The 23,780-nt window shown below is 37.6% G+C and carries 16 protein-coding genes and 1 tRNA gene; 5 read left to right on the top strand and 12 right to left on the bottom strand.

What is annotated here, in order from left to right; all coding sequences use genetic code 11:
• Positions 1-75 precede the first annotated feature (75 nt).
• The 3 genes from FHK88_RS05760 to FHK88_RS05750 form a co-directional block, all read right to left on the bottom strand.
• Positions 76-6,294, bottom strand: a complete 6,219-nt coding sequence (locus FHK88_RS05760) for a DNA repair ATPase (protein WP_227429791.1) — start codon at positions 6,292-6,294, stop codon at positions 76-78.
• A 163-nt stretch (positions 6,295-6,457) separates the two neighbouring features.
• Complete coding sequence (locus FHK88_RS05755) at positions 6,458-8,494, bottom strand: hypothetical protein (protein ID WP_227429790.1); 2,037 nt, start codon at positions 8,492-8,494, stop codon at positions 6,458-6,460.
• A gap of 217 nt (positions 8,495-8,711) precedes the next feature.
• Complete coding sequence (locus FHK88_RS05750; RefSeq protein ID WP_227429789.1) at positions 8,712-9,419, bottom strand: hypothetical protein; 708 nt, start codon at positions 9,417-9,419, stop codon at positions 8,712-8,714.
• Positions 9,420-10,158: 739 nt separating this feature from the next.
• Here FHK88_RS05750 and FHK88_RS05745 point away from each other — a divergent pair.
• From FHK88_RS05745 to FHK88_RS05735, 3 genes are all read left to right on the top strand, one after another.
• Entirely contained in the window at positions 10,159-11,280 is a 1,122-nt protein-coding gene (locus tag FHK88_RS05745) for a Fic family protein (RefSeq protein ID WP_227429788.1), read from the top strand.
• 142 nt (positions 11,281-11,422) lie between these two features.
• Positions 11,423-12,799, top strand: coding sequence for a type II toxin-antitoxin system HipA family toxin (locus FHK88_RS05740; protein WP_227429787.1), 1,377 nt, complete (start codon positions 11,423-11,425; stop codon positions 12,797-12,799).
• Between the two features lie 115 nt (positions 12,800-12,914).
• Complete coding sequence (locus FHK88_RS05735; protein WP_264480623.1) at positions 12,915-13,268, top strand: helix-turn-helix transcriptional regulator; 354 nt, start codon at positions 12,915-12,917, stop codon at positions 13,266-13,268.
• A gap of 55 nt (positions 13,269-13,323) precedes the next feature.
• Here the strand turns inward: FHK88_RS05735 and FHK88_RS05730 are convergent, their stop codons facing one another.
• The 9 genes from FHK88_RS05730 to FHK88_RS05690 form a co-directional block, all read right to left on the bottom strand.
• Positions 13,324-14,322, bottom strand: coding sequence for an SMI1/KNR4 family protein (locus FHK88_RS05730; RefSeq protein ID WP_227429786.1), 999 nt, complete (start codon positions 14,320-14,322; stop codon positions 13,324-13,326).
• A gap of 38 nt (positions 14,323-14,360) precedes the next feature.
• Positions 14,361-15,014, bottom strand: a complete 654-nt coding sequence (locus tag FHK88_RS05725; RefSeq protein ID WP_227429785.1) for a hypothetical protein — start codon at positions 15,012-15,014, stop codon at positions 14,361-14,363.
• 55 nt (positions 15,015-15,069) lie between these two features.
• Positions 15,070-15,705 carry a hypothetical protein gene (locus FHK88_RS05720; protein WP_227429784.1) on the bottom strand — a complete coding sequence of 212 codons (636 nt, stop codon included), beginning with the start codon at positions 15,703-15,705 and terminating at the stop codon, positions 15,070-15,072.
• Between the two features lie 52 nt (positions 15,706-15,757).
• Positions 15,758-16,429 (bottom strand): hypothetical protein, encoded by a 672-nt coding sequence (locus tag FHK88_RS05715; protein WP_227429783.1) that lies wholly within the window; start codon positions 16,427-16,429, stop codon positions 15,758-15,760.
• Between the two features lie 18 nt (positions 16,430-16,447).
• The gene (locus FHK88_RS05710) at positions 16,448-16,846 is read right to left on the bottom strand and encodes a hypothetical protein (protein WP_227429782.1); all 399 of its coding nucleotides are present in this window, start codon (positions 16,844-16,846) and stop codon (positions 16,448-16,450) included.
• On the bottom strand, positions 16,843-17,268 hold the full coding sequence (locus tag FHK88_RS05705; protein ID WP_227429781.1) for an Imm6 family immunity protein: 426 nt from the start codon (positions 17,266-17,268) through the stop codon (positions 16,843-16,845). Before FHK88_RS05705 ends, FHK88_RS05710 begins: the two co-directional genes overlap by 4 nt.
• 6 nt (positions 17,269-17,274) lie before the next feature.
• Entirely contained in the window at positions 17,275-18,195 is a 921-nt protein-coding gene (locus tag FHK88_RS05700; protein WP_227430071.1) for a Hint domain-containing protein, read from the bottom strand.
• 878 nt (positions 18,196-19,073) lie between these two features.
• Positions 19,074-19,150, bottom strand: a tRNA-Val gene (locus FHK88_RS05695).
• A gap of 46 nt (positions 19,151-19,196) precedes the next feature.
• Positions 19,197-20,183 (bottom strand): LysR substrate-binding domain-containing protein, encoded by a 987-nt coding sequence (locus FHK88_RS05690; protein ID WP_227429780.1) that lies wholly within the window; start codon positions 20,181-20,183, stop codon positions 19,197-19,199.
• Positions 20,184-20,363: 180 nt separating this feature from the next.
• Here FHK88_RS05690 and FHK88_RS05685 point away from each other — a divergent pair, with 180 nt between their 5' ends.
• Together FHK88_RS05685 and FHK88_RS05680 are read left to right on the top strand one after the other, a co-directional pair.
• Positions 20,364-21,491, top strand: coding sequence for a YeiH family protein (locus FHK88_RS05685; RefSeq protein WP_227429779.1), 1,128 nt, complete (start codon positions 20,364-20,366; stop codon positions 21,489-21,491).
• An 812-nt stretch (positions 21,492-22,303) separates the two neighbouring features.
• Positions 22,304-23,671: a uracil-xanthine permease family protein gene (locus FHK88_RS05680; RefSeq protein ID WP_227429778.1), complete on the top strand. Its 1,368-nt coding sequence runs from the start codon at positions 22,304-22,306 to the stop codon at positions 23,669-23,671.
• Positions 23,672-23,780 lie beyond the last annotated feature (109 nt).

Raw genomic sequence — 23,780 nt, 5'->3', positions numbered from 1 at the left:
TTGTGCTGTGGGTTTTTTATTGTTTATGGTTTACTTGGTATAACTCCGCTGACTATAGCGCTTAGGCTCTAGGCTCTACTCTTCATATTCATCAATAATCTGATTAAGCCGAGTTAAGCAGTTGACAATAAGTTTTCCTGATTGGTCAGTGCTGTTATCAATCAGTAGCTTTTCATCCAGTCGGTTGATAAGGGGCTGTAAGGCCTGTTGAAATGCGTTTGCCATAATGGTGCTTTGCTGATTGATGTCTGATTCACTGATTTGATGCGTAGATGCCATGTCTGCTGAGTTTTCTGCTGTATTGGTACTATTGGTACTGTTTTCAAGCAGTGTGGTTGATAGGCTTTCTGCCATCTTTTGCGCCAACTGCTCAACAGCCGTGACCAGCTTTATCATCAGTTGTCTTTGTGCTTGTTGCGTTTGTTTTAGGTAGTCACTTTCGGTTTTATGGTCATGCTGATAGATTTGTAATAGTTGATTCATACTTTTTTCAAAGCCATTATCAATACTGCTGGCAATGTCACCACTCACAGTTTGGGCATTACTGCTTAGTTGCGTTGTTAGGTGATTTGCAAATCCCTCTAGCAGTTGTTTTTGGGCTTCAAATTGGGTCTGCTGGCGGGTTTGTTGTTGTTCAGCCATTTGCTCAGGGTCATTTTGGCTAAGATATTTATCAAACTGGGTATTGATGGCACTAAATCCATTTGCCATATCCACAAGCTGAGCAACAATGCGCCCTCCGACGTCTGCATCATCACCACCCATGGCTTTATTGCGCAAGAAGTCTGCTTTTATCTGCGCCCAGCGTTGGGCGTCACTTTCGGTCATGACACCGCGCATTTCACTCAGTTTTAGCAGGTTGCTTTCAGCGCCAGAGGTGAGTAGTTGTGATTCACCTAAATAGTGGTCATCAATAAGCTGGTTAAGCTCGTCCTTATTCATTACGGCTGAGAGTTTTTCAGTCATCTTGTTCATATTGCGGTAACTGCCTTGCAGTTTAAATATTGGTTCGACCCGATATTTATCATCTTGCGAGGCAGAGGCGATATAGGCTTGGTTGACATCAAGAATGACTTCTTGGATAGCAAACATATGCCGTAAGATGGCAAGAATTTCATTAATCTCTGAGGTGCTGTAAGGATAGGACAGCTCACTGCTTTGAGCTTGTATGTTATTGGCATTATCAGATTTTGCCATTCTGATAAGGTGGTAAACATCTGCCATATCACGGTTGGCAAGGGGAGCGAGTATCGCATTAGAGGTTAAGGCATTTTCAATATAACTTAGGGCAAATACTTCTTCCATACCACTCATGATGTCGCCTAAGTTGTAGATATCGGCACGGTTGGCAAGCATGTCTGGGACTTTGAATGCTTCGCCACTTTCGGTATAGGGGTTTCCTGCCATGACCACGCAAAACTTTTTACCTCGCATGTCGTAGGTTTTGGTTTTGCCTTGCCATACGCCATCAATACGGCGTGTACCATCACCTAGTGAGATAAATTTTTGCAAAAATTCAGCATGGGTATGCTGTATGTCATCTAGATAGAGCATGACATTATTGCCCATTTCAAAGGCAAGGTTGATTTTCTTTAACTCTTCTTGTGCTGTGGCATTGGGTGCTTTTTCTGGGTCTAGTGAGGTGACCTCATGCCCTAATGAAGGGCAATTAATCTTCATAAAAATCAGCCCCAGACGGTTTGCCACATATTCCATCAGTGTGGTTTTACCATAACCCGGTGGTGATATCATCATCAAGATGCCCATGAGGTCACTGCGCTTATCATCACCAACCGTCCCCATCTGTTTGGCAAGATTATCACCAATAAGTGGTAAATAGCTTTCATTAATCAAGCGGTTACGCACAAATGAGGATAACGGGCGAGGCATAAATTCTGCCAGTCTAAGAGTCTCTTTGGCAGTTCGCAAAATTTCAGAGCGTAAAGCAAGGTAGTGCTTATATGCAGGAATAACTTGGGTATGATGCTGATGCAGACGGTTTAAAAAGTCATCAACTGCAAAAGTCAGCCGTTGCTGATGAATGTTCTGATGTTCACCCAATAGATTATCTACTTCGATTTCTAGGGAAATTTTTCCTGTACTACGCTCAAAGCTATGTAGTTGATTTAGTGGATTGTTGATACTGGTTAAAGAAGAAGGCGCTAGGGTTGACTGTGAGCCAGTGGTACGTTTATTAAAGCGTACACCAGAGCTGATAAGACGTTGTGCCAGTTCTTCTCGTTGTTGCTCATTTAACTGTGTCAGTAAAATAGCAATCGCTTCAGGAACATAATGGCGACCAATTTCTCGCTGTTGCTGTTGTAGGGCAAGTTTTTCCTGTTGCTCTGCCAGTTGCTCTGCACTCAGTGCCTCAGTGTCTATTGTATCTGTGTCTGTATTGTCAGTCTGAGTATTTAAAGGGTTGTTATCTGCATAGGTTTTATCCAGTAGGGCATAAAACCATGTTGCCAGTAGCTCATAGGCAGATTTGGGTTGAAAGCTTAGCTTGGCAATGGATGCCTGTAGCTGGTCAATACTGGCTTTGCGTCCACTTTGTACTGAGGTCGTCAAAGAGTTATTTAAGATTTGTTGTAGCTGTTCATAGAGTTGCTGAGCTTTTTGACTGGTTTGCCAGTGCAAGGGGGCGTTTGGTGCATCAGCTTGTCCCATCACACTGACTAAGTATTCGCTGGCAAGCTGAACGTGATGGGTGTTAAAAATACTGCTTTCCATCAGGGCATGCGCTTGATTATGCTTTGAGTCTGAGTGGGTATCTGATTCGTTAGTTGATAGATTATTGCTATTATCGCTATTACTGCTATTGTCACGGTTGTCGCTGTGATGATTGTTATCACGATAAGCATTCACAAAATCTATCATGACTTTGCTGATATCATCGACCAGTAAGGCTTTGGCTGTATCGCTACCCAATGTACTGCGTAGCTGTTCAGCAGTGATGGCACGGTCAGACCAGTTATTAATACGGGTCAATACAGCATCATTGAGCCATGAGTCGTAGCCAAACTGCTGTAAGTCACTGAAAGATAGCCCTTGCGTTATTAAGGTTTGTACTAGGTGCAGTTGCCAATAAAATACCTGTGCTAAAGCCCGAACTTGTGGCGTATAAATCAGCAATCCTGCTTCTCGCAAAGTGGGTAAGATTTGCATTAGTAACAAGGTGGCATCATGGTCATGAATGCCTTTTTCATAACCAAGCTGATAACGGGGGGTGGCATAGTTTTTAACCAACTTAGATAAAGGGCTATCTTCATCAATTTTGCCAGTGCTATCCATACTGATAAGGCTTTCATCATAGGCTTGATAGAGACGGGCTTCATTCAAACCATCTTGACCATTTTTAGCACTTTCAATGATGCTATAAGCCAAGTATTCTGCACGATAAACCGTATCAGATTCAGAAGCGATATTCATATTCCAGTAAGGGCGTAGGGCATTTAGAGCAGGATTATCCAGTGTTTCGTAGTAATCTGTTCCAGTAAGATGTAGGTTGAGTACCTGCTTGCCATCAGACTGTTGACGGCTTAATAGCGTTAAGTCCAATGGTTGAGTATTGACCGAAAAACGGTGTTTACCCAGTTTGATAACTTGTCCGCCGTCCTCAAATAAATCGGATTTATCCTTAAGGCTTTTATAGCTTTCAATTTGAATGGCTTTTAGGCGTGCATCAATATCATCCGCTTTGACGCTAAAGCCCATTTGCTGTAGCTCTTTGGCGATGTTTCGTACTTTTTGTACTAAGCCATCTGAGGCAAAATAGGTGTTTAGGCTGTCTTCATCTTTAAAGCCAGTGACACCAGTGCTTTGAGTACGTTTTTTGATACTCTCTAACATTCTAAGCGCACCATCACCTAGGTTTTGCGCTTTGCGGTTACGGGCATCAAGCAATTGTTGCTTATGGTTTTCAAAGGTTTCGTAAATTTCTTCACGTTTGCTGATGATATCGGCTAAAAACTGCTCACCCATATTGGTTTCAGGGTCAACAAACTGACTTTCTAGCTCTTCTAATTGCACCAGCAGTTTTGCCATTTGCTCATCTGATTTTTCAGGAGTATTGGCAATGGATAAGGCATTGGCAATTGACTGGCTAAACAGTTTAAATTGTGCGCCAAACTGTGCCACTGCCTCGGCTGAGCCTAAGTTTTTGCGTTTATGATTAAGTTTGGCTTTGTTTTGGTTAAGCTGAGAATAAATGCTAGAAATATCATCAATAATTTGTGTGCGTACAGTGGCATCAGCAACATCTAGTGTGCCTAAAAGCTCGGTCAGCAAGTCTAGTCCCTGCGCCGTTTCGTCAATAAGCTCCAGCACTGGTGTCAGCTCAGCATTGGTTTCAGCAGTGTTAAGACGCTCATTGACATCTTTTAAAATGGCATCATAACTAGATAGGGCATCATCACCGCTTAAATAAGTCACGGTTTTTTCTGCCAGCTCACTTTCGCTGTCTTCAATCTGTGCTTGTAGTGTTTCTAGCTTTTCTTTATCTAAATAGCGTAAGTTTTCTAAGCTAATTAAGTGACCTTTTTGTCGTCTTAATGCCGACAACTGGTCAACATAGTCACTTGCTGACTCAAAAGTAGTGACTCGAATTTGTCTAAGAATCTCATTTTGCTCAGCTTCGGCTTTGGCTAATGCAGTTTGTGTTTGCTTTTGAATGCTTTGCACTTTGGCAAATTCATCAATAACCAGCTCTGCGGTTGCTGTGACTTCACGAATGCTATCTGCAATCTCAGTTAGCTCAGGCTCTGATAGCCAATAATAACTATCAAAAAGTTTGCTGGTATTATCAGCAAGCTCTTCATATAGCTTTTGAGATACACTTTGATTATCAATCAAACGAGTAATGCTGTAGAGGTCTGAAATACCTCGCACCAGCTCTTTGTTACCAATCTTGCCATAAAAGCTGGTGCTTTCAGGCAGTTCGCTCACATATTCGGGTGAGGCATAGGGAGTATGCCAGATTTGCATTGGATGGATACGAGTTGGCTCACTTTGGGCATTAAACAGTACTAAGCGCCCATTATCTGCCAGTGCCATACCATTACAATAGATGGGGTTTGTCAGTTGCTTTTTGATGAGGTTATAAGCAAATAATCCTGTCACACCCATCGCCACATCATAGAATAAAAACAGTACATCTTCACCATTGGGTGAGATGATTTTCCGTTTGAATTTTAAGTTTTTAGCATCTGTATTTTGTTGTTTATCAAATAGTTTGTATTCCCCAGTTTGTAGATAGTAGCCACCGGGGAATATAATGCCGTGGTCTTCTGGTAATTGTACGCACGACTGACCAATGGCGTCTAAGCGTAATACTGTCTCGGTTAAAGTGTTATAAACAAAATAACGATGCTTTTCTTCACGATAGGGTAAGATTTTTAGTAAAATCAGACTGCCAACTTTGGCATAAGCAATCTCAGCATCTGTTAGAGATTGAGTACGGTCATTGACAGGCTCACTATAGATGCCTAGCCCTGACTCTGTATTATCCTCAATCTTAATGGTCAAATCGCCACCAAGCGTTTCCACAAACAGCGTATCAAGGATATTCATATGTGGGTGCTTACCATTGACCATCTGGTCTCGAGTGGTCTCTACCCAGTCAAAATCATAGGCAGGTGGAAGCTCAATATCACGTTCACCTCGATTATCAATATACGAAATTTGTTCTGATTTAGAGACACTGTCACTAAAGTCTAAGGCAAAGCGAAAAACTCGAATATCACTGATACGCTCACCAATCTGAAAGGCTAGCAATAACTTGCTGTCTTTGACTGTGAGCTGAATTAGACGGGTCTGTTTATAATAGCGATACAGCTCATTAAAGTCTTGCACAAAGGCAGGCTGGTTTAAAAAAGTCTCTGACTGGTCAACTTCTTCTAACTGATATTCTGCATCGGCATCGTTGCTATTGGCAGGCTCAACCAGTCGATATAATGACAGTACATCTTTGATGTTGGTGACACGCTTTAGCCCCATAAATACATTGTAGCCAAACAACAAATAATCGCCGACTTGTACCATATCTTGTGCCACACAGTTATGCTCAGTGCGAATACGAGTACGAGCGATGACCTGCATCTGGGTACTGCCAAACTCAGATAAACGGGCATTATTTAGCTTTGCAGTCAGTGTCTCTAAACGGCTACCTTGCTCAATCAGACGTCTTTTTATCAGCTCATAAGCATTACCTGAAGCAACGGCTTGACTGGCGCTGTCTTCTGGGTTTAGGTTTTCTGAGTTTTCTATGTTATTTGAGTTTTGCGTATCTGCCATTGTTATTCGTCCATTGTTGGCATTAATAAGAGAATTGGCTATGGGAAAATCAATGTGGGTTGTTAGGTTTTAATCGGCTTAGGGCGTGCTAAACACGCCCTATTTATTGATTTATTAATATATTGACTCATAATAATCCGTCATACAAATGACAGATTATGGATTATTGCTGGTCATTATTGTTAGTCGCTTTATCATCGACTTTCTCATTGGCTTTTAGTCGATTTGCCACTTGGTTTGCCATCACACTATTGATGATACCACCTAGAGTATCTGACTTGCCTGCCAGACCATCAATGGCTTTACCAATAGATAACGACTTAGCAAAGTTATCAAAGAAATGCTCTTCACCACCGACAATATCAATTTTCGCTTTAGATAGGGCAGTTGCCAATACTTCAGCATTTTCTTTAGCAATTTCTTTACCTGCCTCAATAGAAGCCATCGCTTCTTGTAGGGCAGTCTCTAAGCCCATACGGAACTCTTCATGCTCACGGGCATCTTTACTCATGCTACCCATCGCATTGAACTTCTCGACCAGACCATCAGCTTCAGCTTTGAAGTGCTCACGAGTGACTTCTGCTTTGGCAAGACCAACTTCACGCTCTGCTTGTGCTGTCGATGCACCACGAGCAGCGATGATTTCAGCATCTGCCAGACCAATTTCACGCTCAGCTCTGGCTTTTGATTCTCCACGAGCAGCGATAACTTCAGCATCTGCCAAGCCAATTTCACGCTCTGATTGCGCTTGCGCTTGACCAGTGGCTTTAATGACATTAGCTTTAGCCAGACCTTCTTTTTCCAGTGAGCCAGCTTTGGCTTCTTGAATGGCCGCTTCGGCAAATCCATGTGCAGACTCTTCTGCTTTGATACCTTCTGCCAGCTTAATTTTCGCTTCAGCCTCTTTAGCAGCCGCTTCTAAGTTTGCTGTTGCCAGAGTAGTGATTTCCAATGCTTTATGTTTTGAAGCCAACTCTTCAGCTTCCGCCTTTTTGACCTGTCTAACTTTGGCTTCTTCAGCTTCCGCTTCGGCAGCAAGTACTCGAGTCTGTTTGGCACGGTCAGCTTCACTGACTTCGCGCACTTCTTTGATGCGCTCTTCTTCCTGAGCAACGGTTTTATCAACCGCAATGCGCTCACGAATGGCATTGGCAATCTCTTTTTTCTCAAGCTCAATGGCTCTTTCTGCTTCGATGCGCTGTAAGTCGACTTCACGCTCACGAGAAACAATTTCTAAATCACGGGCGCGGGTAACTTTTTCTTGCTCAATGACAACAGCACGTAGGCGGTTTTGCTCTGCAACTTCAATTTCACGCTGTTGGTTTTCACGTTGCACTGCCAAATCTTGCTCAACCATAATAACGGCTGTTTCAGATCTTTTGCGCTCTTCTTCTTCGATTTTGCGAGTTTCTGCTGTCTCACGGGCAATGACTGAGGCAATTTCACGCTTTTGTTTGGCTTCGGCATCAGCTTGCTGACGCTCTAGCTCAAGCATGGCTTCAGCCGTTTCAACATTTTTCTTTTTCACTGCCAGCTCTTCATCACGCTCTAGCTCATTGGTGATGACGTTTTGAGAAGCAGTTAGCTGGGTGATTTTTTTGATACCCTCAGCATCTAAGATATTGCTAGAGTCGAGAGATGATTTTGGCGTTTGCTCTAAATAGTCAATGGCAACATCTTCAAGTACATAACCGTTTAGGTCATTACCAATTTCTTGGACGATTTTGTCACGGAACTCACTGCGGTTTTCAAACAGTTTGACAAAATCAATTTGCTTACCAACAGTTTTTAAGGCTTCAGAAAACTTGGCATTAAATAGCTCATTAACAGCTACTTTATCTGAGGCTCTATCGACCCCAACCGATTTTGCAACTTTTAAAACGTCTTCTTCCGTTTCATTAACCCGTAAATAAAAGGCGACTGTAATATCAGCACGCATATTATCAGCACAAATTAAGCCCTCTTTTCCTCGTCTATCAACCTCTAGGGTGATTAGCGAGATTCTCATCAATTCCTTTTTATTGATAACTGGCCAAACAAAGCCCCCATCAAAGCGTACTGCTATTTTATTAACACCATTAATAATCAGTGCTGTACCTTGCTCAACCTTAAAATAAAAGGCTTTAAGCATTAATAGCATGACCATCATGATAATAAATATCAGCACAACTATTGCGCCAACGATGAAAAGTGTATGCATTGTTACTCCTTTGGCTAAAACCTTAAAATCGAACATAAGAAGGCAAAACAATGTGGTTTATAAAGGAGTCAGTGACTATTTATATGGTGGATACATTGTTTCTTTGGTCATTTCTGACCGTTTTTTGTTCAATTTAATCAGTTTAAGTGTGTTTTATTAATATTAATTTATTGATTATATCGTGTGTACTGGTTATCAACGTCCTAAGTTATTTAACTTATATCGAAGGTTTATTATCCTGTGAATCTTGGTTTGGTATAACTCGATAAGCATTAAGCTCTTGAATATATTCGACCAATACAACTTTATCACCTTGTTTTAATGGGTGCTGAAGCTCATCAAGCTGACGAATTTTTAGAATCAACCCTGCACCGCCATCATTTAACTCAGCCTCGCCATGCTTGTCAGTAACCGTTAACGTACGTACAGTTGCAACTTTTCCAATATTACTGGAAGCATTACGCTTAGGAATTTTAGCAATATTTTTACGGATAGGGGAAATAATAATGCCAGTTAGCCACATAGAAATGACCAATACCAATATTAGCGCACCCGTGCCAAATGCATAGTATAAAATACCAGAGCTCATCCATTGATGCAGAAAGCTGGTATATAAATAGCTAAGTAGCCAGCCAATCAAGCTGATTGAAGATAAAATAACGATTAAGGGCACACCATATAGCCCAAATTTGAGTAATATCCCTGTAAAGCCACCTACTGAAGTTTGGTGGCCGACATTAGAAACATCACCACCAACGTCTGCACCTAAATCTGCATTAAAGTCACCAATATCTACAGTATCCATATCTGCTAAGCCAATCAACGAAACAAGCCAATATAGCGTGACAAACATCACTAGCCCTGTAAAAACAATGGTGGGGTACGAGCTTATTCTTGTAATGAATATTGTAAAAGCTTCTGACATCGTACATTTTCTCCTTGTTACCACCCAAATATGATGTTATTAGACCATGATAACGATTTAGTCATTCTATATGTTATATAACATAGACTGATAAAATACGACTGTATTCTAAGATTAACACAGTCGCTATCATGTAAACTAAAATTATTTACTTTTTTAAAGCAAAATCATTTATGAAAGCTATTATTGTTTAGTTTTTATAAATTATTATAAAATATAAATAATATATTGGTAATATAATAGTTTTAGTTACCAGTCTTGGCAAGAGGTTAAGCAAAAGTTGACTATAATGGATGTTGACTATTAACGCCTCCACCATGTCAAGGTCAATCCAGCAAACCACTTAAAATGATATTATACTACAGCCCTTGTATTTTAAGGTTTATAGCTGAACAAATCTGAGTATATCTCATTCATAGTTTAATATGTAATAAAATTTAACTCGTATTTAGGTACTGTCAATTGACCGTCCTTAACAATAGTTTTGACCACCACTTCCCTCTTTTCTGTTCGTGCTAACAATAACTTTTTGGCTTATAAAAACCTAATTTTATCCGCTGGTAATCCCCATTTTCTAGCTAAGATTATTTGCTAATCTTGCCTAGTTTAGAATTTTTTCTCTCAATCCTATCTTGTCTAATAATAAAATGCGTTGAATACTTTGATTTATCTCTGCATAATATGCGGTGATTATATTAATTAATCTATGCATAATTAAGTAGCCATATAGTAGGTATCAATGAGACATATCACTTATCTTCATCAACGGGAGGATTGGACACAATGGCAATGGTCAGATTCGACATTATTGCCACTAGTTAGTCGAGTACGGCTATTACAAGGTAGTTTATTGGGAAAACTATCTACGTTAGGCTTTGATTTAAATGCTGAAGCACAATTAGATGCGGTGACATTAGAGGTGGTTAAAACCTCAGAGATTGAGGGCGAGATGTTAAACTCTGAGCAAGTCAGATTCTCAGTCGCACATCATTTGGGTGTCGATATGACGGGTCTGCCAGCACCCACTCGTAAAATTGATGCCATAGTAGAAATGATGCTACAAGCTACCAGTGATTTTAATCAACCGTTAACCTTAGAGCAGTTATATACTTGGCATTATGCATTATTTCCTGATGGTAGAAGTGGTCTTTATCAGATTAATGTTGCTCGATTTCGTGATGATAGTAAGGGGATGATGCAGGTCGTGTCTGGTGGTTATGGTCGAGAAAAAGTACATTTCGTCGCCCCCAGTGCCGATAGATTAGCTGATGAGGTTGATAAATTTTTACTTTGGTTAAATACAGATAGTCACTCTCAGGGCAATTTGGATTTGGTGCTTAAAGCTGGGATTGCTCACTTATGGTTTGTTACCATACATCCATTTGATGATGGCAATGGTCGTCTGACTCGGGCAATTACTGAGCGTATCTTAGCCCAAAGCGATAATAGTACACAGAGATTTTATAGTATGTCAGCCCAGATTTTAAACCAACGCAATGACTATTATCAGATATTAGAGCGGACGCAAAAAGGGGATATGGACATTACAAATTGGCTGGTTTGGTTTGTTAAGACTTTAGAGCTTGCACTAATTGAAGCACATCAAACAACAGATAAAATCATTGCTAAAGCACAGTTTTGGCAGACTCATCGCCACCATGCGCTTAATGAACGTCAAGTGAAAATGCTTAATATTTTATTAACCCATTTTTATGGCAAATTAACCACCAAAAAATGGGCAACCATGATGAAGTGTTCTCCTGATACGGCTTTACGTGATATCAATGATTTGATAGAAAAAGGTATGCTAAAAAAATCTGAGGCATCTGGGCGTAGTACCAGTTATGAGGTTTGTTATTAAGGTGAGCGGTTATTAATTTATTTTATGAGTAATAAATCACTCACTATTTAAGTTTAATGAGGTTTATGCGTGATATAACTATCATAATATATAACTTATGCTCTATAATGAGTAATATAATACGCTTAAATTTGGTGTCATTATGGCAACACAACCTCTCACTCTACAAGCCTTTATTAATCAACATTGGCAAGATATTGCTATTATTGAATTTGATGATGGTAAACAAATTCAGTCCTTTGTTTATCTGCAAGAATATTCATTTGAACATTTCTTAGCGGATAATCATTTTGCCACCTCTATTAATTATCCTGTTGAACTGGTTGCCTATCCTGTTGTGTATGAGGGGCATTGGTTACCTTTTTTAGATGATATTATTCCAGCAGGGGCAAGCAGACGTTATTGGATGCAACGCCTTGATTTATCTCGTTTGTCTAAGGCAGAACAAGATTATGAGCTGTTAAAAAGAGCCACCATTGCACCTGTTGGACATTTACGTATTAAAGAGTCCATCACAGATATTGATAACCATGAGCCAAAAAAATTTCACCTAACTGATATAAAAAATAGAGATGTTAATTTTTTGCAATATGCCAGTGAACATGGAGCAATGGCAGGAGGCGCAACTGGTGCAGGTGGTGAAGCCCCCAAATTATTATTGCGTTGGCAAAGTGATGAGGCGATTTGGATTGATAATCACCAGTTGGCAGATAGTGTCGATAAGTATTATTTAGTTAAATATCCGCGTGGTATTCGTCAGGCGATAGATTGTGATATTTTAAGAGCAGAATATCATTTTTATCATGAATTAACGGCAATGGGGATAAATACGATTGCCACTCAAGATATGCGATTGATTGAAGGAGAACGATACCCCTCATTATGGTTGCCAAGATTTGATATTAAGATTGATGACGCAGGTAATACCCAAAGGGTTGCAATGGAGTCTGTCTATAGCATGCTAAAAAAAGGCACTGGGTCATATTTAAACCATGAGCAAGTAATTCGTCAGTTAATTAAGATAATTGAAGACTCACAACTGGTTAAAGATGGTTTTATTTTTGATAGACAAGCATTTGTGATGGAATGGGTACGCCGTGACCTGCTAAATATTGCTTTTGGCAACTCTGATAATCATGGTCGAAATACAGCGTTTATGCGTGATGAACATGCCATTTGGCTTGCACCGATATATGACTTTGCCCCTATGAAGGCAGACCCTGAAGGTATTGTACGAACCATAAAATGGCAACATGACAACCACACATTTACTGCCCAGAATATGACCCCCAAGCAGTTAGAATCTGGTGGTGAATATCGCTTTGATTTAATTGCACAAACGTTAGCTGATCTTATTGACCCAGATAAATTATTAGCAGAGTTAAAAACAACCGCAGAGCAACTGGTGGATTTAAAACAGCGTTTGCAAGCTCGCGGTGTTGCCAAGCGTATTTTAGACTTTCCTAGTCTCGGCTTTGAGGCACTGCCAGATAAATTAAAAAAATGGCGATTACTCTGATGGCTTTTAATAACTAGGAATAGCTAGAAGTAACTAAATTGAAACAAACAGTTATTTGGTACAAGTAATTATTTAGAACAAGCAGTTATTTAGCACAGCTAATTTAGAGAGATTTATGCAACCCAATCAACACAACACGCAAACTAATGGCGATGATTTAGATAACTTGATAGATGGCAGTAGGCAACGTGCCTCTGATGGCATGCCTACTATAGATATTCAAGCGCGTACCCAAGCGATAGATAAAGTTATTGAACGTCTGCACGCAGGAGAAATAACACAAGGAGAAGCGTTAAAAGTCTTAAGAATACAAGTATTGGGGGTTAAGCAAGATAGGTTTGCTAAGTTGGTTAAGGTATCACGCAAAACATTATCTGATGTAGAAAATGACAAGGGCAATTATAGCGTTGATACACTAAACCAAATATTTCGCCCATTTCGACTTAAGCTTGGTTTGGTGTATCTATAAAATAGTTTGAGCTATCCGCCTTTTTTAATACCTCTTTATAAGCCAGTCCTATCATTTAGCTATATTTAATCACTTCTTTGATAAACTCTAAAAAGGTTTTACCTGTTTTGGCTAAAATTTGGTCATAGCTATTATAATGATGCACCATATCTGCATCTTTACGATTGGTCACTAAAAAGAAATGATTATCTCGTTTATAAGTCATAAATATAAAACATCTATCGTCTTGGCTATAATTATCTGGGTCTCTCCATTTATTTTCTAAAACGCTGTCAATATAATATACTTTTTCTATTAAACTCATTTTATTATAAAAAATAAAATCATCACTTAGTAACCCACCAGATGACCGCCCCATATAGTGCATAAAGTCTTTAAGCTGTCCAGTAATCTGAATTTCATAAACATGTTCAAATGCTGATATTTCACTTAAGCTATAACCTTTGATTTGGGTGATATCATAGTGGCGGTTAGGATGAATTTTGATTAATTCATTAATATAAGCCTGTTGTTTATTTAGATAATCGTCCACATATTCTGCACCAATATGGGTTGATTGTGGTAATAACTCTCCAGTATAACGGTATTGCAAGTCTTGTGGGGTATCATAACCAAAATCAAGTACCACACCTTTTAAAAATTCAGTAAAATTTTGACCTGTATCTGATATATCTTCTGAACCTTCTGAATAATGATAGACTCTATCTGGATTATTAGAAGTTGTTTTTAAAAAATATAGATTAGTTTCCCAAATACAAGCAAAGAAAAAAGAGTTTTTATAGGAAAAGTCATAACCACTATAATGTAAAAGCTCATCATTATAAGCCTTATAGCGTATCATATGTGATCTGGGCTGTAAGTTATATAGCATCATAGTTCTTTCTGCTAATAGCCCTCCCGAAGAACGTCCCATACAGCGCATAAACTGTTTAAACTCCCCTTGAATACAAATACTATAAAGTGCTTCTATTTGTTTGATTTCATCTTCACTATAGCCTTTTACCAACTCAGGTTGATACCATCTACCTTGGGCAACTTCTTCTATATAACTCATTGTTTTATTTATTCTCTATTTGATTAATAGATTTTTAATCACTTATAAAGCTTACGAAGAAACTCATCCGATAGAATATATTCCCTAATTATATTAGTATTTGAACTATGTCCATATATCCTGTTATCTTTAAAATAGTTTCCAGCAGTGCAATCAGGAAAGCCCACTAATAAATAATCATGATAGTCAATAAAAAATTTATTTAATTCTGCATCAGTGAGATGATGAATGATTTCAGTAGTAAAGTTTTTATAATAGGTGTAATACAGTTGACACCATAAAAACGAATCAATATCTTTATATGAATAATATTCATATGTCCAATTTCCTTCGTTATCAGAATAGGGTTGGCAAATATGACCTGTACTATATTCAATAAAATAAAAATCAGCAAAAGTATGGTTGGATATTAGTGCATAGTCATTGCTTGGCATTTCTTCTGGTGGCTCTTCAAGATATATTTCACTTATCTCTTGAAAAGTACAGTCATAACCACTGCCTTCTGATCTAAAAAAATAAGAGTAATTACCACCAAATCTTGCTAAAAAGTCGATATAATCTTTTCGACAGGGTATGTTCCTCTCTTTAAAAAAATTAACAATGATATTGCGATCCACTGGTACAACGTCATCAGCATATGCCAATATAAGCTCATTCATCTTTTTGAGTAATAATGATTTATTTGGGTGCATGATTCATCTTTTATAGTTAAGTGTTATCTCATAGATAGAAAGCTGTTTAAAACAGTTACTCATAAAGCCGTTTTACAAAGTCATCAGTAAGGATATGTATATAAAGTTTATGACTATTTTCATAATAGATATATACCTTACCTTCATCAATAAAGTATTTTGTACCATAAAATATTAGCTCTATTCTATTCGAGGTCAAATACTTATCTAAATTTACTATATTTTCATGTAGGGAAAAGTTGGCAATAAAATTATCAGAATAAGTACCATATAAAAACCACCAAAGAAAAATATCAATATTTTCAAAGTCTGCTTTACCTATAATAGGGTCATCCTTGGTAGGATAGTCGTTAAATATTCTTCCAGTACTATTTTCTATAACAAACCAATCTACTATTAATTGGTTACCTATAATACAATAACCATCTGGTGGCACAGGGTCATATACTGCATTTTCAAGATAAATCTCCTTTATCTCTTGAAATGTACAATCAAAATTATATTTTTTAAGAAAATAAGAGTAATTACCACCAAATCTTGCTAAAAAGTCGATATAATCTTTTCGACAGGGTATGTTCCTCTCTTTAAAAAAATTAACAACCCTATTACGCTCAACAGGGACGATATCATCAGCATATTCAAGCATAAGCTGATTCATCTTTTTGATTAATGATGATTTATTTGGATTCATAGCTTTTACTATCTGATAAAAAATAAAACTTAGCAAACAGCCTTAAAAGTCTTTATTTATAAAGCTTACGGACAAAATCATCAGATAAGATATGCTCTTCAATAATATTGGTATTAGATGTGTGAGCATATATTTTGTTATCTTTAAAATAGCTTCCAGCAGTGCTATCAGGAAAGCCCACTAATAAATAATCATGATAGTCAATAAAAAATTTATTTAATTCTGCATCCGTTAGGTGATGTATGACTTGGGTTGTAAACTCCTTATAATAGGTGTAATACAGTTGACACCATAAAAACGAATCAATGTCTTTATACGCGTAATATTTAAATATATAGTTTCCTTCTATATCAATAGATGGTCTATAAATATGACCTGTGCTATATTCAATAAAATAAAAATCAGCAAAAGTATGGTTGGATATTAGTGCATAGTCATTGCTTGGCATTTCTTCTGCTGGCTCTTCTATATATATTTCACTTATCTCTTGAAATGTACAATCAAAATTATATTTTTTAAGAAAATAAGAGTAATTACCACCAAATCTTGCTAAAAAGTCGATATAATCTTTTCGACAGGGTATGTTCCTCTCTTTAAAAAAATTAACAATGATATTTCGATTTACTGGTACAATATCATCAGCATATGCCAATATAAGCTCGTTCATCTTTTTGATTAATGATGATTTATTTGGATTCATTTTAGTATAAGGGTATATATTCATTTGTAACTACTATTAATATCAACTTTCAAGCCATAAATACTCTAAATTTTTTCCCATCACTGTTATTCCACCTAATGCCTTTAGGTCAATATTTGGAACTGTTTGATGTTTTGATACATGAGCAAGAAATTCTTCAGGTAGTTTTACTCTATAGCTCTTAACCCAATGAATAATAATAGAATCCCATATGTATACACCATCTGTATATATAACGACAGGTAGGCGGGTTTTCTGATCAAAGGGATCAATTGTTGGACTGACAAAACTTAATAATATATGTCCTGATTCTAAATATATTGCTACTTTTTCAGCCTGTTCTTTACTAAGAGCATTTAGGTTATCCTCTATACTTGGTTTCGTTTCGTCACGATTTTCATATATTTTTTCTTTATAAAGCATTATTCTTTTATATTTCACACTATCCTCTTCATCTCAGAATATGATTTAAATGCGTTATAAACCACGTCAGCACTTGCCTCTACTACAGGTTCAGGCATCTTTTCTGTAGTTTTTGTTTTTTCATGTGCTATTTTAGAAATAAATCCAACTGTATAAATTATTACATCAAGAGCTAATTGTTCTTTTTTATTTTTTGCACTACAAATCAACATACCTAAATCTTTTTTTTCATCAGGATTATTTAAATAACTTGAAAGTTCAATAGCATCTACATTTTGAAAATTTTCTTTGATAAATTTCTCTGATAAAAATAATGCAGTTTTTGCTTGAGAGTAAATGGGGGTATTGTTTTCTAACTCCTTACAAGCTATATTAGATATATATAAAAGTGCTTCTGCTTTATTTATATCATTTAATAAAATAAAATCATTATACAGCATAGTAAATTATTCCAGTATTTTGCCATTACGAATTGAAAGAATATTACGATTAGGACGTGCATTCCCACCTTCTGCACTAATATTTATTGTAAGAGTAGGATAACGCTCACTAAACTGCTTAATAACTCCTGCAGGAACATTAGAATTCGTTAAACCTTGATAACAAGCAGTACATATGCCTGTTTGATTTGATATATGTATATTTATGGTTTTACCTTCTAAATCTTGTTCTGGAAGATTTAAGCTATCTATTCTATTTGCTAGAGAGTTTAGGATATCTTCTTCAGCATGTCTTGTAAATAAAGCATTTGTTCGGGGAGATTTTATAGGTCTCTCTGTACCATATAGCTCATCTAAAGAAGGCAGGTTAGCCTCTTTTCTAACAGATGGTGAAATACCATATACATCTAATGTACTCAATCCATCAATATCTGTATTAGCTACAGCAACTGTATCTTTATCAGAAAGATTTAATCTTCTCCTTAAATTCTCAATGTTAATATCACTTAAATTACTTGGTAATAATTCATTATCAATTGATAAATTAGAGTTAGTTGTAGTATCACTTTGAATCTTACTATTATGCACCAGAATACTATCCAGCGACACCATATAATTATGGTCACGATACACCTCAATGTTATAAACACGATGCGTACCTGCAAGTCTATGACGTCCCTGTAGGGTGGTAACGCCTTGACGGGTTTTTACCGTTTCGCCTACCGTTAGGTTGCCAGCAGGCACATAATCATTTTTATCAACCGACCATATCGGATGCTCTGGTGTCACCTCTAATGGTTGCTCATTGTTATTAAAATATAGTTGCAGGACTTGGTCACTGTCATGCTCAAAGGTGGCGGTCACTGGTCTATAGACAAAGTCGCCTGTACGCTGTTCGTCCCATACTCTGGTATCTAGCTGATTGATTCGTATGTCTTTGACAATTGCCCAGCCTTGTTCTACTTCTGGTATGTCTAGATAAAACTTGTTACCTATGGCTTGTGCACCAACTTGCTGTATCCACCAGTTGGGGCGTAGTATACTGATATCAAAGGTTTTGCCATTGGCTTCGGTCAGCTCTAGGTCAAGTATTTTCCATGTATAGGGGGTGATTTGATAATGGTCGATACTTGCCCATTGTTGTGTTTGGTTGGGGGGCGAGTAAGTAGCGACTGCGGTGGCGGTTTGGTCGTTGATTAGTGCTTGTAGTTGTTTTTCTTGCTGGCTGTAGTTTTCTATGGGTATGGGGTCGCTAAGCCATAGCCCTTGTAATAGGTTGGTGATGACATTACATTTGCAATTTAGCTAGACAAAATGCTTAGCCTATACTTGTTTTATTAGGTGAAATAAGGAAGCGAAACTTTATAAACTTTCAATATCTCCATTATTTATGATTTTCTTAATTAGCTTATGTACTATTTGATAGTAGATGATATATAATTGATAGTTTTTACAAAAAAATCTTACCAAACTTCAAATTTATTTTCTGAATGGATTTTTCTATCCAAACCTTAATTTCTTTATTATTTATATTTATTTATTATTACTTTCTATATCTATAAAATCATGTTCCTTTTCTTCATCAGAGAATACAGTAGAAAGATAGTTGTTTTTATGTCCAGTCATATTCAATATGATATATTCATTTCCTTTTTTATAAAATTTCATTGCTATTCTCCCCAAGGATATCCTGAGAGTTTATGAGAGATAAAAAGTGATTAAATGTAGTAGAAAAATAATCCCCCTAATTCCTTGAAATTTATACAAAAAAAGCCCCAATCAAAAGATTGGGGCTTTTAAAATCTTGGTAGGCGTAACTAGATTCGAACTAGCGACCTCCACCATGTCAAGGTGGCGCTCTAACCAACTGAGCTATACGCCTGTAGAGGTTGCATATTCTAGCAGGTTTTTTAGTGAAAGCAAGTATTTTACGCAAAAATATTTGCATCAGAGTAGGTGAATAATTGCTGTTTAAACAAGCTTAGTACATAACTGTCATGCTTTTGCCGATGCTGTAGCAACAAGAGTGGACGTTTTATCGTTGGCTCTTGGGTACAAATGGCATGTAGCTTCCCCGTTTGCCAGACATCTTGTAGCACATGTTGTGACAGACAGCCAATGCCCAAATCATACATCACCGAATGCTTAATCGCCTCTGAATTGCCCAGCTCCATTAAATTTTTTGGGTGATTGGTGGTTAAATGCAAACCATATTGCGCCAAGCTCATTTCCATCAAACCACGAGTGCCTGACCCTGCCTCACGCATGATTAATGGTAGTTGTAACAATTCAGCCAAGCTAATTGCTGAGTTAGCTGAAATCTGGGAGTTCTGATTAGATGAATGTTGAGGTAAATATTGACTGGGTAGATATTGAAAGTCACCATCTAGCCACTGCGATTCACTGGCACAAAACCACACCAACTCATCATATTGCCAAATCTGGGTAGCAATATCTGGGTGCTGACATTGCCCTTCAATCAAGCCAATATCGCACTCAAGCTGAGCCACTTGCTCAATGACATCATTACTATTTGCAACGGTTAGCCGTACTGTTAGTTTGGGATATTGTTGACGCAGTGTCGCCAAAATAGGGGGCAGTAAATAATTGCCAATGGTCGTACTGGCACTAACGTGAATCTCTCCTGCATCCCCTGCAAACAGCCCTTGTATTTCTTGGGCTTGCTCTAGCATGGCAACTGCTTTGATATATAACAATCGCCCTTGCTCATTACTTACCAAGCGTTTTCCCACCCGTTCAAATAGCAAAATACCAAGCTGATTTTCAAGGTCTTTTAGTCCACTACTGACCGCAGATTGTGATAATGCCAACATTTTGCCTGCCCCACTGGTACTGCCTGCTTGCACAATGGCACAAAAAATCTCTAATTGGCGCAAGGTAAGGCGTAAGCTCATATTATTCTTCCTCGGAGTTCTTCACTCATTGTATATCACTTTTACCGATAGATATTACTTCTATTATCTATTTTTTCGTCATAAAAAAATAGGTTATGATGATGTTATTCCAATTTGTTCGATTAAATCTAACGTTAATAACAAATCCATATAAACGAATTCATATAAAAAGGATATGCCATGACTGCGATTAATATAAATAAAGAGCAAAATCACCCAAATAATCGTCAAAGCTTTATTATTGGCTTGATATTGGTTTTGGCGATTAGTTTGTTGTGTATGCTATTAGGTAAGGTGTCATGGTTAAGTAGTTTGGGTTTTAGCACCTTAACCTTAGCAATTGCATTAGGAATGTTGGTTGGTAATACCTTGTATCCCCGCTGGGAAAATAAATGTCATGCAGGTGTGCTATTTAGTAAGGGAAAGCTATTAAAGCTAGGCATCATTTTATATGGATTTCATTTAACATTAAGCCAAATTGGTCAAGTTGGAGTTGCCAGTATTGTCGCTGATGCTTTGATTTTGACCTCAACTTTTGCGTTAACATATATATTGGCTTGCAAGGTATTTGCCATTGACCAACACACCGCTATTTTAATGGGGGCGGGCTGTAGTATTTGTGGGGCAGCAGCAGTGCTTGCGACTGAACCAGTACTAAAAGCAGACTCAGATAAAGTAGCGGTAGCCATTGCGGTGGTGGTGATTTTTGGTACGTTGGCAATATTTTTATATCCTGCCATGTATCATTGGGGGCTGTGGGATTTTGTCGATAAACAGTGGGGCATTTATATCGGCTCAAGTGTGCATGAAGTAGCACAGGTCTATGCGGCAGGTCATGCAATCAATGATGAAGTAGAAAATATTGCAGTTACAGCAAAAATGATACGAGTGATGATGTTAGCACCATTTTTGATATTGGTTTCTATTTTTGTCAGCCGTCAAGCCACCAAACAGCAAATGGCTGAAGTTACCAATAATACAAATGCTATCAATACAACAGATGCAACAAACAGTTTAGAGCATTCAGAAAATACAAAAAAACTTGCCAATAAAATCACCATTCCATGGTTTGCTATTCTCTTTATCGTAATGGTGGCGGTTAATTCACTAAATATCATTCCACAAACTGTCGTACAAGGGCTATTAACACTTGACCAATGGCTATTGACCATGGCAATGGTGGCGTTAGGCTTAACCACACATATCAGTGCTATCAAGCGGGCAGGCATCAAACCGATGATTTTGGGAGCAATTGTGATGATGTGGTTAGTCGTTGGCGGTGGATTCATTCAGTTAGTAGTTGGGTGAATAACAGCTAGTCTGTACTATGCTATTTTGTACTAAAACGATATTAAATGAATTATTTACAATGAATGTTACTACGAAGTCAGATAGATTTTATGAAAACTTATGCGTCTATTATTTAGTGATAATCAAGAAGAAAATTTGCTAGTTTTTTGTATGTTTTTTCAATATCTTGGATATTGCTTTAGTTGATTTTGGTGATGGGAGAAAGGGCGTTTTAGTATCAATATACTGGCGTTATATTGAAATACTATGTTAGTAACATATTGTTAATACAGGATTTAATAGAATAGGCGTCTATAGATACCTATTCTTTTTTTTATGAGTATTGTTTTAATATTATTATTAATTAAATAAGTAATATTATATAAAAGTGTAATAGTGTAAATACTATGTTAAGTCAAGTATGTATCTATATTTAGCAGAGAAAATGAAAAAATTTATATCAGTATACAATTGACAGAGGCTAAACCTTACTGGCATAGTTAAGGCATGTTGAACATTTGTTAAAACTTTGTCATTAGTTGTATTAACTACGTTTAGATAAGACCTTAGTGGCATGAGAGTTTTATGAATATCGTCTCTTTGTGTTTTGTCTTTATAATTTGACTATACATATTGTGTTGTCAATATTGATAAATAAGTGAGCAGAGTTGGTTCGACAAGGATTTTGACAAGGATGGGTAAGACTTATGTATGTTTGGAGAAGATTTTATTGCAATCACCTTTTTAGGTTTTAGCTCCTGATGATGAGTTTTACTTATATATTTCTGGTAGAAATAAATGATGGTATTTATATATAAGGAAGATAATTTATGAGCGATATACCAGATAAGCATGTCAACGCTGAGCTGATTTATCATTTGGATGATAAGCCTAGTTTTTGGCCAGCATCGTTTGCGGCATTGCAACATGTGTTGGCAAGTATTGTTGGTGTAGTGACCCCAACTTTGATTGTTGCAGGGACGCTAGGGCTGGGTGAGTACATTCCCTATTTGATTAGCTGTGCTTTAATTGCTTCGGGGATAGGAACATTTATTCAAAGTAAAAAAATAGGTCCTATAGGGGCAGGCATGTTGTGTTTACAAGGCACAAGTTTTGCGTTTTTAACAGCGATTTTGTCGGCTGGTATGATTGTCAAAGCGCGTGGCGGTTCTCCTGAAGAGATTTTATCGACTATTTTTGGGGTGAGTTTTTGTGCAGCCTTTGTGGAGGTGTTTTTAAGCCGTTTTGTGCATAAATTACAACGTATTTTTACCCCCGTAGTAACGGGTACAATTATTGTGCTAATTGGTATTCCGTTGATTAAGGTAGCAGTGACGGATATTGGCGGCGGATTTGGTGCTGAGAATTTTGGTAGTCTACAAAATCTATTGCTTGGTGGGATTGTATTGGTATCCGTGATTATTCTTAATCGCTCAAAAAATCCAGTACTGCGTTTGTCATCCATTGTTATTGCATTGACTTTGGGTATGTTGGCCGCTTTTTTTATGGGGCGTTTAGACTTTTCTTCTTTGTCTCATGTTGGCATTATCAGTGTACCGATACCATTTAAGTATGGGTTTAACTTTGATATGGCGGCATTTATTCCACTGGTTATTTTATTTTGCGTTTCTGCATTAGAGACCACAGGGGATTTGACTGCAAATTCGACTATCTCGAAAGAGCCAGTAACAGGTCCTGTATATTTGAATCGTATTCGTGGAGGGGTATTGGCTGATGGTGTGAATTCTATCCTTGCTGCTACTCTTAATAGTATGCCATCAACTACCTTCAGCCAAAATAATGGTGTGATTGCATTAACTGGTGTTGCTAGCCGTTATGTGGGGATGTATATTGCTGCGATTTTGGTGCTAATGGGGCTTTTCCCTATTTTTGGAGCAGTGCTTCAAACCATGCCAAAGCCTGTATTGGGTGGAGCGACATTAGTGATGTTTGGTACAGTTGCAGTTGCGGGTATTCGAGTGCTTGCCAGTGCTAAGCTAGACCGCCGTGATATGATGATTATTTCCATTTCTATTGGTATGGGTATCGGTGTTTCTATGGTGCCTGATATCTTGTCACAGTTGCCTGAACTCATGCGTAATATCTTTATTTCACCTGTTGCTATTGGTGCGATTACTGCCATATTATTAAGTCTGTTTTTGCCAGAAGACCATAGTGCAACTGTAGAAGTCGAGTAAGATGTATTTTATACTTATGTAGTAAACTGTTTATAAAGCCAATATTTATTGCTATAGTCGATTTTATACCAGTGTGTATTGAATCGACTATACAAGCAAATTTAGCCAA

Origin of the sequence: Psychrobacter sp. I-STPA6b (assembly GCF_020662265.1) — a bacterium.
Taxonomy (GTDB): Bacteria; Pseudomonadota; Gammaproteobacteria; order Pseudomonadales; family Moraxellaceae; genus Psychrobacter.
The sequence above is the reverse complement of the archived record's forward strand: the minus strand, read 5'-3'. Positions and strand labels throughout refer to the sequence as shown.